The organism is Proteus sp. G2674, from assembly GCF_009915195.1.
GTDB classification, from domain to species: Bacteria; Pseudomonadota; Gammaproteobacteria; order Enterobacterales; family Enterobacteriaceae; genus Proteus; species Proteus mirabilis.
In genome coordinates, this window is the sequence record NZ_JAABLS010000012.1 from 1 (window position 1) to 14,194 (window position 14,194).

7 protein-coding genes and 3 tRNA genes are annotated in these 14,194 nt (G+C 40.6%); 4 read left to right on the plus strand and 6 right to left on the minus strand.

What is annotated here, in order from left to right; all coding sequences use genetic code 11:
- Positions 1-10: 10 nt before the first annotated feature.
- Together tcdA and mltA are read right to left on the minus strand one after the other, a co-directional pair.
- Complete coding sequence (tcdA, locus tag GWI58_RS03675) at positions 11-859, minus strand: tRNA cyclic N6-threonylcarbamoyladenosine(37) synthase TcdA (RefSeq protein ID WP_161768901.1); 849 nt, start codon at positions 857-859, stop codon at positions 11-13.
- Between the two features lie 108 nt (positions 860-967).
- On the minus strand, positions 968-2,062 hold the full coding sequence (gene mltA / locus GWI58_RS03680) for a murein transglycosylase A (RefSeq protein WP_004245504.1): 1,095 nt from the start codon (positions 2,060-2,062) through the stop codon (positions 968-970).
- Positions 2,063-2,319: 257 nt separating this feature from the next.
- Between mltA and GWI58_RS03685 the strand changes: the two genes are divergently transcribed.
- The 3 genes from GWI58_RS03685 (at position 2,320) to GWI58_RS03695 (ending at position 2,612) form a co-directional block, all read left to right on the plus strand.
- Positions 2,320-2,396, plus strand: a tRNA-Met gene (locus GWI58_RS03685).
- 41 nt (positions 2,397-2,437) lie between these two features.
- Positions 2,438-2,514, plus strand: a tRNA-Met gene (locus GWI58_RS03690).
- Positions 2,515-2,535: 21 nt separating this feature from the next.
- Positions 2,536-2,612: transfer RNA gene (locus tag GWI58_RS03695), tRNA-Met, on the plus strand.
- Positions 2,613-2,810: 198 nt separating this feature from the next.
- On the opposite strand, the gene amiC is transcribed toward GWI58_RS03695, so the two are convergent.
- Entirely contained in the window at positions 2,811-4,073 is a 1,263-nt protein-coding gene (amiC, locus tag GWI58_RS03700; RefSeq protein ID WP_161768902.1) for an N-acetylmuramoyl-L-alanine amidase AmiC, read from the minus strand.
- A gap of 244 nt (positions 4,074-4,317) precedes the next feature.
- On the opposite strand from amiC, the gene argA reads away from it, so the two are divergent.
- Positions 4,318-5,652: an amino-acid N-acetyltransferase gene (gene argA, locus GWI58_RS03705; protein WP_036895561.1), complete on the plus strand. Its 1,335-nt coding sequence runs from the start codon at positions 4,318-4,320 to the stop codon at positions 5,650-5,652.
- Positions 5,653-5,750: 98 nt separating this feature from the next.
- Here argA and recD read toward each other — a convergent pair whose 3' ends face one another.
- From recD to ptrA, 3 genes are read right to left on the minus strand one after another with little or no spacing between them, the layout of a single operon-like run.
- Positions 5,751-7,667, minus strand: coding sequence for an exodeoxyribonuclease V subunit alpha (gene recD, locus GWI58_RS03710; protein WP_161768903.1), 1,917 nt, complete (start codon positions 7,665-7,667; stop codon positions 5,751-5,753).
- Entirely contained in the window at positions 7,660-11,298 is a 3,639-nt protein-coding gene (recB, locus tag GWI58_RS03715) for an exodeoxyribonuclease V subunit beta (RefSeq protein ID WP_161768904.1), read from the minus strand. Before recB ends, recD begins: the two co-directional genes overlap by 8 nt.
- The gene (gene ptrA / locus GWI58_RS03720; protein WP_161768905.1) at positions 11,295-14,183 is read right to left on the minus strand and encodes a pitrilysin; all 2,889 of its coding nucleotides are present in this window, start codon (positions 14,181-14,183) and stop codon (positions 11,295-11,297) included. Before ptrA ends, recB begins: the two co-directional genes overlap by 4 nt.
- Positions 14,184-14,194 lie beyond the last annotated feature (11 nt).

Genomic DNA, 14,194 nt, shown 5'->3' on the forward strand with positions numbered 1-14,194 from the left:
CAGTATGTGACTAGTGCGAATGAATGCGGTCAACAACGCTACAACTTGAAGTATGACGAGTACGTTGCGCCTTAGCTAACATCTTCTTCAATGCATGAGAAACGGCAATAAAACCAAAGGAAGCAGTTACCATTGTCACCGCGCCAAAACCCGCTGAGCAGTCCATACGCTTGACACCATCGGCAGTACTTTTGGCCCCACACACCATACCATCTCCTTGAGGGTAGACTAATTGCTCGGTTGAAAAAACACAATCTATGCCTAATTTACCTTTGCTATTTTTCACAACATTAAAATCAGATTTTAAACGCTCTCGTAATTTAGCGGCTAATGGATCTTGAATGGTTTTCGCTAAATCAACGACTTGGATTTGAGTTGGATCAATCTGTCCGCCTGCACCGCCTGTGGTGATAACAGGAATTTTATAACGACGACAGTAAGCTAATAATGCAGCCTTTGGTCTAACACTATCAATAGCATCAATCACATAATCAAATGAGTTTTGCATCATTTCTGCCACATTATCAACCGTAACAAAATCATCAATACAAGTAACTTTGCATTCAGGATTAATTTGCAAAATTCGCTGCTTCATCACTTCACATTTAGGCTGCCCGACATGCTCTTTTAGCGCATGAATTTGTCGATTGGTATTGGTGACACACACATCATCCATATCAATTAACGTAATAGCGCCGATCCCACTGCGAGCTAAGGCTTCTGCAGCCCAGCTACCAACGCCACCAATACCGACAACACAAATATGTGCCTGAGAAAAATAATACAGCGCTTGTTGTCCATAAAGACGGCCAATACCAGAAAAGCGTTGCAGATAGGAGTCTGATAATGAATTTTGCATAATGCGATAACAACCTAGATAGCAGAAATAATCATGGCTATTGTTAATCAATAGCCATGGCGTTTGCTCATTTTACCGTTAATATGACAATATAAATAGTCAATCGTTTTACTGTATGGGGTTCAGTAAGGTGGGTTGCGATTTTTTTAATACCCATACACGTCCATAATGATTATAAAAACCCGCCATTTGTCCGGCTTCTTTACCAATACCATGATAAATATCGAAATGATGTCCTTTAATGGCTCCCCCTACATCCAAAGCAACCATTAAACGCATTTGGTATTGTCCAGTAAACTTACCGGTATTATCTAAAATAGGGATTTCCGCTAATAATACGGTTCCTGCGGGGATAATACTTCTATCCGAAGCCACTGACGCTTTAGCAATCAGCGGAATAGCACTTGCCCCTCTTACTGGCGTAAAAGGTTCAGGTTTAAAGAAAACGAAAGAGGGGTTCTGTTCTAATAATTTTCTGACTTCTTGTTCACTATGCTTATCAGCCCACTCTCTAATCGCCAACATTGACATCGCTTCTTTTTCAACTTCACCATTGTCAATCAGCACTTTGCCAATACTGCGGTAAGGATGACCATTTTTCCCAGCATAACCAAAGAAGGTTAAAGGTTTACCATCACCATAATCGACATAGCCACTGCCTTGCACTTCCATCATAAAGTTATCCATGATGGAATTACTATAAGCGGCAATTAAAGTGGGACTTAAAGCACCGTTATAGATAGCCGCTCGTGAAGGCAATTTACCACGCACTTTGGCTGGCATGCGGTAGAGCGGATATTTAAAGTCACCTTGTGGCGTTAAACGTGCTTCTAAAACAGGGGTATAATATCCGGTAAATTTTACATTCCCATAATTATCTTCCCCTTCCATTTGAAAGGCTGCGATATTAAATTGACGTAATTGACGCGTATCTGCCCCTGAGCGTAACCAATTTTCCACTGCTTGATAAGTATCTTGATTACTATTGTATAGACGTGAAGATGTTTGATTTATTTGGTTGATTTGTTCAAGGTAATCTGAGCCATTAATGGGCTTGCCTTGCGTATTTGGCGAGTTAACTTCAATAAGATCTTGCTTAAGCTTACCATCTTTATACTGTTGTCCCTGATCTGTTGGACGATGGCAGCCTGTTAAGGCAAGCGCTAATATCCCCAAAAGCAACGATTTTCGCCAAGTAACCATTTTTTACTTATATTCCTACTTTAAAAAGAGTTGATGACAAGAAAGATACCAAAGCCAAATCAAGAAAGATATCGATACAGAAGTGGTTGCGGTTTTTTTAATTATCGGCTTCACCATTTAGTGTGTTATCTAAAGTATAACTGTCTAAAATTACACCTCTATGTATTATTTCTGACCGTTTTTAAAAGAAAATGGCAAAAATTACATAAAAAACTTGCAAGTTATCAGATCCTGAGTATAGTGCCCCTCTGTGGAGACGCGGGGTGGAGCAGCTTGGTAGCTCGTCGGGCTCATAACCCGAAGGTCGTTGGTTCAAATCCGGCCCCCGCAACCAATTCACAACATACGCAGTAAGTTAAAATTTATAGATTCAGTCGCGGGATGGAGCAGTCTGGTAGCTCGTCGGGCTCATAACCCGAAGGTCGTTGGTTCAAATCCGGCTCCCGCAACCAATTTCTATAAATATTTTCGGACGCGGGGTGGAGCAGCATGGTAGCTCGTCGGGCTCATAACCCGAAGGTCGTTGGTTCAAATCCGGCCCCCGCAACCAATCCTTTCCTAATTTTATTTTCTACGAATTCCCATTAAATACTCTCTTAATCCCTACTCTATTTACAATAACCAATAGGCTCCCTGTTACTGAGTTATAATTTAACTTATCGGATAAAAAACAATAAGTTGTTACCTCTAGTAGAAAATAACTATTTTTTTCCCACTAGAAGTCTCAAAAATAAGTTGTATAGCGAGATCAGCTTCGATCAGCTAATGTCAGTTCACCACCATTAGCAAAATAGGCTTTAATACCTTTGAAAATAGATTCAGCAACTTGTTGCTGGAATTTAGCCGTTTTGAGCTTTCGCTCTTCTTCAATATTACTAATAAAAGCCGTCTCTACTAAAATAGAAGGGATCTCAGGGGCTTTTAAAACCGCAAATCCGGCTTGATCGACCTTATTTTTATGTAGCTTATTCACGCCACCTAATAATTTTAATACCTCACTACCAAATTTTAGGCTGTCATTAATTGTCGCGGTCTGTACTAAATCAAGCATTGCGTGATCAACATAGCGATCACCACTTCGACTCACCCCACCAATTAAATCCGCTTCATTTTGGGTTTGAGCAAGGTAACGTGCGGTATTACTTGTTGCACCTGTTTTGGATAGCGCGAAAACCGAAGAGCCTCTAGCCGAGCGATTGGTAAATGCGTCTGCATGAATAGAGACAAAGAGATCAGCCTGCATTTTACGCGCTTTCGCTACTCGCACTTTTAAGGGGATAAACACATCCTCATTACGCGTCATATACGCTTTCATTTTGGCATCTTTATCAATCAATGCTCTTAAGCGACGGGCAATTTGTAGTACAACATCTTTCTCACGAGTTTTATATTTCCCCATCGCTCCCGGATCTTCACCACCATGGCCGGGGTCAATCATGATAATAATCGGCCTATCTCGTCCTGCTCTTCCGGGCTTACGCGTATCCGTTTGTTCAGGCACAGCTTGTTGTAAATCACCTTCGTTATATTCACGCAATAGCGCTAATAGCGGATCATCTTCACTCGTCGCCGCATGGCTTGGATAGAAATCGAGTACTAAGCGATTTTTAAATTCAGCAACTGGTTTTAAAGTAAACATTTGTGGCTGAACGGGGGTTTTAATTTCAAACACTAAACGAACCGTAGTTGGGGTATTTTGACCGACACGAATAAGTTTTAAGTAAGGATCGTTTGTTTGCACTTGACTAGCCATACCTTTCAGAACGCTATTCAGTTGGATACCTTCAAGATCAACCACAATTCTATCTGGTGCTGATAACGCAAACTGGCGATATTTCAAGGGTCTACTTGATTCGATAGTCACACGTGTATAAGTCGATGCAGGCCATACCCTGACGGCAACCACTGATGATGTTGCCGCTAAGCCAACAGGACTAACACTTAATAACAATAACGCGCCAATTCCTTTAATAAGACGACGACGTGTTTGATTATGTTCTGAATGACTCATGAAAATATTCCAAAAAAAACGATTAACATCAAAAAGTGCTAAAACAGACGGTCAAAAAATATCTGAACGAAAAACTTTACCGAATCCACACTTCACTGTCACTTAAAAACAGCACAATTACACACTTTTATACAAATATTCTGCCTTCTGTTAAAACAGTAAGATCGGATTTTACTTGCCATTTCCGCTCAAAAAGAATAAAAATACATTAAATGCGAATAAAAATTCACTTGAGAGGGGCTTTATGAAAGAGCGTAGCACCGAATTGGTCGATGGTTTTCGACACTCGGTTCCGTATATTAATGCACATAGAGGTAAAACATTTGTCATTATGCTAGGGGGAGAAGCAATAGCCCATGAGAACTTTCCCTCTATCATTAACGATATTGGTTTATTGCATAGTTTAGGAATACGGTTAGTGGTGGTTTACGGCGCTAGACCACAAATCGACATGGCTCTTGAAGAGCAAAAAATTTCTCCGCTCTATCATAAACACACACGAATTACTGATAGTAAAACCCTTGAAGTCGTTAAACAATCTGCCGGTACCTTACAACTCGATATTACTGCTCGTTTATCAATGAGTTTAAGTAATACGCCCTTGCAAGGAGCGCATATTAATGTGGTTAGCGGTAATTTTGTCATTGCCCAACCTTTAGGTGTCGATGATGGGGTTGATTATTGCCATAGCGGTAAAATTCGCCGTATTGATGAAGAAGCCATTCATCGTCAGTTGGATAACAATGCCATTGTGTTAATCGGCCCTGTTGCCGTCTCTGTTACAGGGGAAAGTTTTAATTTAACCTCTGAAGAGGTCGCAACCCAGCTAGCTATCAAACTTAAAGCACAAAAGCTTATTGGCTTTTGCTCTTCGCAAGGGGTTGTAGATGCAAGTGGCCAGATTGTGTCTGAACTCTTACCTAATCAAGCAGAAGAACGAATTCAAGCATTACAAACTACAGGCGATTATCACTCAGGTACTGTACGTTTTTTACGAGGTGCGGTAACAGCCTGCCGTCGTGGTGTTGAGCGTAGCCATTTATTAAGCTATCAAGCGGATGGTGCCATTGTTCAAGAGTTATTTTCTCGTGACGGTATTGGTACGCAGATTGTGATGGAAAGTGCCGAGAAAGTCCGCCGCGCCAATATTAATGATATTGGTGGCATATTAGAGCTTATTCGTCCATTAGAGCAACAAGGCATTTTAGTACGTCGCTCAAGAGAGCAACTTGAGATGGAAATTGATCAATTCACTATTATTGAGCGCGATAATCTCACCATTGCTTGTGCCGCCCTCTATCCTTATCAGTCTGAAAAAATAGGTGAAATGGCCTGTGTCGCCGTTCATCCTGATTATCGTAGCTCTTGTCGAGGTGAAGTGTTGTTACAACGCATATCAACCCAAGCTAAACAGATGGGGTTAGATAAATTATTTGTGCTCACGACTCGTAGTATTCATTGGTTCCAAGAAAAAGGCTTTACGCCTGCTGAAATCGATAAATTACCTATTGAAAAACAGGCTCTGTATAATTATCAGCGCCGCTCTAAGATCTTAATTTTAGATCTACATAAAGAGTAGTTTTATTAATAAAGTAAAAAAGACAGGCTCCCCCTCTCAAAGCCTGTCTTTTGCTATTCACTATAATTATATTAATTCGTATTAAATTAAAAAATCACTCAGTAACGCAGTTTTTCAACTAATCCACTGCGGCGTTGAATACGTGTCTGGATCGCCATTTTCACCATATATTCAGAAGAATAAAGTGATAGCTTCTGCTTGGCTCGCGTTATCGCCGTATAGAGTAATTCTCGGCTAACAATAGGAGAAAATTGTGTCGGCAATACCAATGCCGTATGGGTAAATTCCGAACCTTGTGATTTATGCACTGTCATCACATAAGCAGTCTCATGTTGCGGTAAACGACTAGGTTGGATAGCTTTCAATGTGCCATCAGGCAACTGAAAGAAGGCTTTCATTTCTCCTTCATCGTTATTAAGCATAATGCCGATATCACCATTAAATAGCCCCAATGTGCTGTCATTACGCTGGATCATAATTGGTCGCCCAATATACTCTCGCTGATAGCTATTTATAGGTCGTCGTATCAAGCGTTGGCGATGTAACAGCATCTCAATACGTTCATTTAACCCTGTGACACCAAAAGGTCCTTCTCGTAAGGCGCACAATAAACGATATTGATTAAAGCTATGAAGAATAGTTTCTGGTGCTGCTTTTTGTGCGACTAACGATAGATAGTGATGATAAGCCTTAGCAACATCTTGAAGCATCTTCATATAGCTCTCATCGGTGTCTAATGAGATAAATTCGATGTCCTGCGGATCGGTATGTTTTTCTCGCTCAGTGCTCTCTTGTGTTACTGTCGCTTTTTTCAGTAATGTCATAGCACTCTTCACTTGTCCTTGATTAACCGCAAAAGCTAATTGACCAATACCTGAATGTGAGCCAAAACGATAACTTTTACGCAGTAAACATAGTGAATCACTGACCACCGAAACTGGCGTAGTAGAAGTCGTCATAGAAGCGAGATCTTTCTGTAATTCACCTTGTGTTAAGCGATCAATCTGCTCAAAACGGCGTTGGCTAAACCCCTGATCCGCAAAACGACAAATATCCCCTAAAACAGCTCCCGCCTCTACCGAAGCGAGCTGATCTTTATCGCCCAGAAAAATAACATGGCAATGTTCCGGTAAAGCCTCAATTAAACGCGCCATCATCGGTAAATCCACCATAGAAGCTTCATCTATAACCAAGATATCAAGTTGTAGCGGATTATCGCGATGATAACGAACTTGCTGACTTTCCGGTTGGGCACCTAATAAACGATGAATGGTTTGCGCTTGATCGGGCATCCATTTTAACTCTTCTTCACTTAGTGCCAATTGCGCTAATGCTTTACCTAATGATTCGGTCAATCTAGCTGCCGCTTTTCCCGTGGGTGCGGCTAGTTGAATAATGGGTTTTTCATTCGCCGTTAGCATGACAAAAGCAGCTAAAATCTTTGCTACTGTCGTGGTTTTCCCTGTTCCTGGGCCACCCGAAATAATCGAAATAGGGCTTGTAATAGCAACCGCTGCGGCGACTTTTTGCCAGTTAGTTTCAGCATCTGTCTTAACACTTGGGAAAAGTTGATTTAATACGTTTGTTAATTGATTTTCATCGATATCAACCCCCCGTTGCTCTTGGCGAAAAAATTGCGCAATTTGCTCTTCATAACGCCACATTCTTTGTAGATAAAGTAATCCGTTATCGAGAATAATAGGTGAAGGTAAGTCACTATGGCCTTGATTAACACACTCGCTCTGATTAAGCTCTGCCAGTATTTCTTTCGCTGATGGTTGCGCCATTTCCTGCCAAATGGCTTGTGAAAGCTCGGTGTGTCGTCCATCAAACAATTTATCTTGTTGTATGATATTTAACGGTAAGCAAACATGGCCCGCCCCTGTTTGAGCACTGAGATAGGCAAAAATAAACAGTAGGATAGGATTTTCATCTGCCACCAGCATTTGAGCAAAACGTAAATCTAACGGGCGCAATAGGTTTTGTGCAATTGCTTGTTCTAATAATTTAATCATTTGAATTGTTCTCACCCAGCACGTTCACTTTACTGCCGTTAACCTCAAGCGCTTCCCCTTTAAATAGCGCATCTAATGCCTCTACAAACTTTTCTTCAGGGAGATAGGTATAGACGCCATTGCCCGGGTAGTCAGCATCAATACCACGTAAGAAGAGATAGCAGATCCCACCAAAATGACGTTGATAATCATAATCAGGTAAGCGTTGTTGTAAAAATCGATGTAGCGCTAAAGTATAGAGTTGATACTGTAAATCATAACGATGATCGCGCATTGCATTGCTCATCGCCTCTTGCGTGTAATCCTCACTCGATTCACCAAGCCAGTTAGATTTATAGTCAACCACATAATACTTACCCTCCCAACAAAATACTAAGTCAATAAAACCTTTTAGCATGCCTTGCACTTGCTGAAAATTGAGGGCTGGACATTGTGCAGATAAAGGATCGTATTGACGGGTTAATGCTGTTAACTGTGTCGCCGACATCTCCTTTTCAATAGGCAGATAGAATTGTAGCTCATCGAGTTGATGCTCCTTGGGAATATCAGCTAAACATAAGCCTTGCGTATTTAATGGGGTGTGAAAAAGGGTTTCCATCCAACCCACCAACAATGGCGTCCATTTCTCCTCAAAACCTTGGGCAATAAGTTGCTCTTGCATCCAACTTTCATCAATAGGCTGTGAAAAATCAAGCTCTTCAAGCAAACTATGTAAAAATGTCCCCGCGACTGCACCACGAGGGAAGTGATGAATAGAGAGTTCATCGCTGTATTGCGCTGTTTTCTCACCTTTAGCATCGGTATCTAAGCCCGGAGCGATAGATTGCACCAAGGCATCCAAATCAGCACTATCAAATAGATATCCACGAGCAGAGTGTTGTGCCGTTAATCCCGAATAACTGGTGATACGCCAATTATCATTAATTTTTCGCTTAAATATGGCGGCATCTAAAGCAATATCCGTTGTATGTGGAGATTGATATCGATGCGTTGAGGGATCACCTAACGTGATCACTTTTATATTATCATCAAGCAATTGATTAATGGATTGATGTAATAGCTCACTATTACCCTCTTCCCCATGCTGCAACAGATATCCCAGCGCATTTTTATGCAAATCAGTTAATCCTGACTTACGTTTATTTCCTTTAACCAAAGGCGCAACACCAACATAACAACAAAATTTCGCCCGAGTTAATGCCACATACAACAAGCGTAAATCCTCTGCCAATCGCTCTTCATCAGCAAGACGCACGCTATCAGGTTGATTAAAAATATCTAATTTTGCGTAAAATTCATCTCTATCATGATAAAGCGCGCCCTTTTGTTCTTGATAATTACAGGCAAAAGGTAGACAAACAATGGGATATTCCAATCCTTTAGATTTATGAATGGTACAAATTTGCACTAGATTTTTATCACTTTCCAAACGCATTTGCTGACTTTCCGCTTGTGCATCTGGTCGAGAAATTTGCTGGGCTAACCAACGAATAAGGGCGTGTTCGCTATCAAGCTGTAATGATGTTTCTTGTAGCAACTCGCCAATATGCATGATATCGGTTAAACGTCGTTCTCCTGCTTGGCTTGCGAGTAAGTTCTCAGCGATTTGGTTTTCTATCATGACTTTACGTAGCATAGGTAACACACCACGTTTTTGCCACAAGACAAAATAATCAGCGAATTGCTCCACATAGCGGTTCCAACGCTGTTCATCTTGATTAAGTTCGTCAATTTGTTGTGCGTTAAATCCAAATAGTGCACTGGCAAGAGAAGCTCTTAACACCCGTTCTTTTTCAGGGGTTACCACTGCTTGTAGTAACCAAAGTAGATCTTTGGCTTCATTGGTTTCAAACACACTTTCTCTATTGGATAAAAATACTGATTGGATAGATAACAGATCTAATGCATCTCTGATCAATAATGCTTCTCGGCGACTACGCACTAGCACCACAATATCGGCAGATGTAACAGCGCTTTTATTATCTTGTTCGATTAACCAAGCTTGTTGATTGTCACCGGCTGATAACCAGTCACGAATTTGCATCGCACATTGCGAGGCCATTAATTGTTCATAATTACCAGTTGAAAGGCTTTCACCTTCAGCTAACCAAAAATTTAATGGGGCAACCGTTTTTTGCTGGTAAATAAACTTCATATGCTGATTTTTTTCAGCCGAATTGACCTCAATAAAAGGAATATGATCAAACAAAAAAGGGGTTTTAGAACGTAAAAACAGTTTATTAACTGCACTTACCATACCCGGAGCCGAGCGCCAGTTAGTATTCAATGTATAGTGGTGATCGGTTTGTTGCCTTGCCCGAATATAGGTAAAGATATCTGCACCACGAAATGCGTAAATGGCTTGTTTGGGATCACCAATAAATAGCAAACCACTCTCTGTATGCTCACCATAGATAGTATCAAAAATACGATACTGCTGAGGATCGGTATCCTGAAATTCGTCAATCATCGCGACGGGATAACGTTGGCGAATAGCATCTGCTAATGCTTCGCCACCTTCTCGTTGCAATGCCTTATCGAGACGCGTTAACAGATCATCAAATCCCAACTCACCACGACGCATTTTTTCATTTTCTATCCCTTGGCGTATTTCAGGGATGGCATTAGCAATGATCACATCACGTAACGTTAAACTTTGTTGGCAAAGTAGTTCGATTTCCGCAAATAAAGCGTGCTCAGGCGCAGCACCCTTTGTAGTTTTTTCATGTAGGGTTGCTTGCGAAAAACGACTTAAACAGTCAGGTAACTGATAACTTTTGGTTTCGAGTGGAGTGGCCCATGCGGTGATTTCATCGATCCATTTAGGTAAGAAACGACTACTGTAACTGCGTTTATCAACACCAGATGAAGTTATCCAATCTGCAATTTCATTGCAATGATGACGCCATAGTGCTTTAACTTTATCAATAGCCTCAATGACTGCTTGATGACGCTGTTCAACAGTCTCTTTTTTAGCGTCGAAATCAATACCTTGAATTTCGGGGCATTCACCTTGTAAATAGGGTTGAATTTCATAAAGCAGTTGCTCAGGGCCAGACCAAATTTCGCTTACCGCATAGGCAACATCATAAGAAAGGGGATAACAGTGCCTGCGCCAAAAATCAGCGCAGACACGTTTTTTTAACTCATATTCATCTTGGATCAACACCTGTTCAAACAATACACCAGATTCAAAGGCGTTAGTGGCTAACATGCGCTGACAAAAACCATGAATAGTATAAATGGCGGCTTCATCCATTTGACGCTCAGCTTCTAGTAGCCATTGCGCCGCCACCATTTTATTCGGGATTTGATCTAATAATATTTGGTAAGCGTTATTGTCATTTTCTACTTGATGACGGATACAGGCTAGCCTTAACTGATGAATATTTTGACGAATACGGGCGCGTAATTCATCCGTTGCCGCTTCGGTAAAAGTAACGACTAAGATCTCTTCAACACTTAAGGGGCGATGAAATGCTGATTCGCCCCCTAATCCAAGCAGTAATCGTAAATACAATAACCCTATAGTGTACGTTTTCCCTGTTCCCGCAGACGCCTCAATGAGGCGTCTTTGATACAAAGGAAGTGTATAGGGATCTAATACCTGTGCCTGTATCACTTCACTCACTCTTTAATTTCCTCAACAGGTAATGTTTTTTGTAATTCACTCACGGTTGAATAGATTTTCCACTGTTTATTTTGCGCATAATCAGCGTTGTTACCCTCTTTCCCGATTATTTGTGAAACAAACACGAGTCCTGTCGGTTTAATTATCGCTTTTTCATAAAATTCGATTGCTTGTTTTAGCGTTACATTATTCAGTTGGGCTAAAAACTTCTCACGACCATCATATTTTAAGTTATTACGATAGAAATCATTACGATAAAGAGAAACCTCTTCATAAAATGTTTGCGGTGGTTGTTTTACTTCATCAATAATGGCTTTTTTATATTGATTAAATTCAGCTTCACTTAGCTTTTTCAAGCGATCATAAGCTTGTTGATAAAATGCATGATAGCGCTCATTGAGATAAACAGGTGGTTTAGCATTACTTTGCAGTAAAAAGCCTAAACCGGACTGCTCACCCATTGAAGCTTGGAAAGCAAAGACCGCATAACCTAATTGCTCTTCTGTTCTGAGTTGTTCAAAGAACCAAGGATGCACGATAGAGGATAATACTGATGTAATTGCTTTTCCTTGTAGACGCTCATAGCCAACAGGGATAAACAATTCACCTAGCGCATTATCGGTGCTTTTAGATTTATTTTGGAATGTAACTTGATTTAATTTATCAAAAACTAATGTGTCGCCAATCCAATATTCTGTTCCTTTATTGCCTAATAATGCCTGTGCCGATTTAACTATCTCACGGCTCTGCTCTGGCGTTAAATTACCGATAATTAATGCTTGAAGCGCTGCATTTTCAATGACATCACGACGATTATCTTTAATATCTTGTAACGTTATCGACTCTAACGCCTTAAGTTTATCGGCTTCTTCATAATAAGGGATCGTATTTAGGCGGCGGGCAGGTAACATTGCAGCATCATACGCTTTAAGGTTATGCGTCACTTCCAGTTGTTCACGATACCAAGATTTAGCTTGATCAAGCTCTTGCTGAGTAGCTTCAAACGTTATATAGCTTTTTAGTGTGGCATTCACTAGCTCTGGTAAATGTTGAGTATAACCATTGACTGAGAAATCGACTCCACGCCCAGAAGAAGAGGAGATATTCATGCCGGCAACAGAAGCTTGATAAGCCAGTTCACTAGAGGTTAGATCAGCAAGGTAATTGGTCAATGTTTGTATGACTTGCTGTTTAACTGTGCGATCTGCATTTTTGTTCACTAAACTTAACGTCACACTGGCTTTCGGCTCATCAGAAAAATAGTGCGATGGCATATAGAATAACCGAGCATGACTGTCTTGCCATAATAATTGAGGCTTAGTGATGTTACTATCAGCATCAATAAGTGACAGATTATCAGGAATATAAGGGTTTAGTGTCGGTAATGACAATGAGATGTCGCTGGCTAATTCCTGCCATGAAGCTAATTGCTTCGCAGTAATTTTATCCACTTGATAAGGTGCATGAACAAAATAGGCTTGCTTATTTGAAGGCTCATTAGGGCTAATCACCCAAATACGCGCATTTTCTGGTGTAAGCGATTCTAGACGAGAAAGGATCGCAGAAGGTTGATAATCATCGGCAATAAAATCTGCATTAAGAATATTTTTAATCGGATAGCGCAGCATCATATCGGAGATATCTTCAATATAGTTCATATCTCTAACAATAGAGCCATAGCGGAATGAGAGGTCAAGCACATTGGCTATTTCTTTAAAATAGCGCTCACTGACCCCTTTATTTTGGATCAGTTGAATATAAGAAAAAATCGCTGAAATAACTTTATCTTTCTCAGCAAGGCCTTTGTCTGTTAGAGAAACATAAATGGTAAATGAACCTTGGTTGCGATCGATATAGGATTCAGATGAAGCACTAATATTCTCTGCTAATCCTTGCTCTTGTAACCAAGTTGCTAGTGTTCCCGTGCTACGATTGCTAATAAGGTAGCCAATATATTCATCTGATTTACTGCGAAAATCGGCAAGATTATTATCAATACCAAATTCGATTTGTAAGGTTTTTTGTGGCTGAGCTGGGACTAAGTGGATCATTATCCCTTTTTCTTTTTCTGTCATCGCAGGCACCGTCGTTACTGGTGCTTGGGTGTTTTTATTAGGAATACGGGAAAAAGTATCAGCCGCTAATTTAGCGAGTTCGTCCAGTGATTTATTACTATAAATCACCCCATTCATTAAGTTACCAGAATAGTATGTTTGATAGAATTTCACTAATTCATCTTGTAATTTACTCTCTGGCTTATCACTTAATGTTTCTAAGTTTCCTCCCATAAAACGAGAGCTTGGATGAGCCGGATTCAAGGTTTCAGCTCTCACTTGCCAAAAACGCATTCCATCGCGGGAGCGAGCCATGGTTAATTCCGCATTAACCGCATTACGTTCACGATCGGCATATTTAGGATCAAGTAATGGCTCCGCTAATGCATCTGCCAAGCGATCGACTGCTTCATTAATGGCGCTATTTTCAACTTCTAAATAAAATGCGGTGCGGTAAGTGGTTGTGCTGGCATTATGAGAGCCACCATTTTTATTTAAAAACTCTGTCAGATCCCCTGATTTTGGGTATTTGGTCGAGCCCATTAACACCATATGTTCTAAATAGTGGGCAAGACCTTGTTGGCTATCTGGATCTTCTAATGCACCGACAGGCAGAGCAACGGCGGTTAATGATTTGACCGCTTTTTTATCTGAAACCAGTAATACGGTCATATCATTAGCTAATTTAATAGCCTGATAATCACGTGGATCACTTTCACTTTTTTCAATGCTATCCGGCAATACTTGCCAAAGTGGATCTGTTGCGAAGCTGTTGATACTGACTAGCATCAATAGCAACATAATCCAAAGTTGCGATAAGTATTTTCTCATCTGATATGAGC

Bases quoted from the DNA above. Each gene is read 5' to 3' on its own strand.
- tcdA (WP_161768901.1), bottom strand. From the start codon at position 859: ATGCAAAATTCATTATCAGACTCCTATCTGCAACGCTTTTCTGGTATT.
- mltA (WP_004245504.1), bottom strand. From the start codon at position 2,062: ATGGTTACTTGGCGAAAATCGTTGCTTTTGGGGATATTAGCGCTTGCC.
- amiC (WP_161768902.1), bottom strand. From the start codon at position 4,073: ATGAGTCATTCAGAACATAATCAAACACGTCGTCGTCTTATTAAAGGA.
- argA (WP_036895561.1), top strand. From the start codon at position 4,318: ATGAAAGAGCGTAGCACCGAATTGGTCGATGGTTTTCGACACTCGGTT.
- recD (WP_161768903.1), bottom strand. From the start codon at position 7,667: ATGATTAAATTATTAGAACAAGCAATTGCACAAAACCTATTGCGCCCG.
- ptrA (WP_161768905.1), bottom strand. From the start codon at position 14,183: ATGAGAAAATACTTATCGCAACTTTGGATTATGTTGCTATTGATGCTA.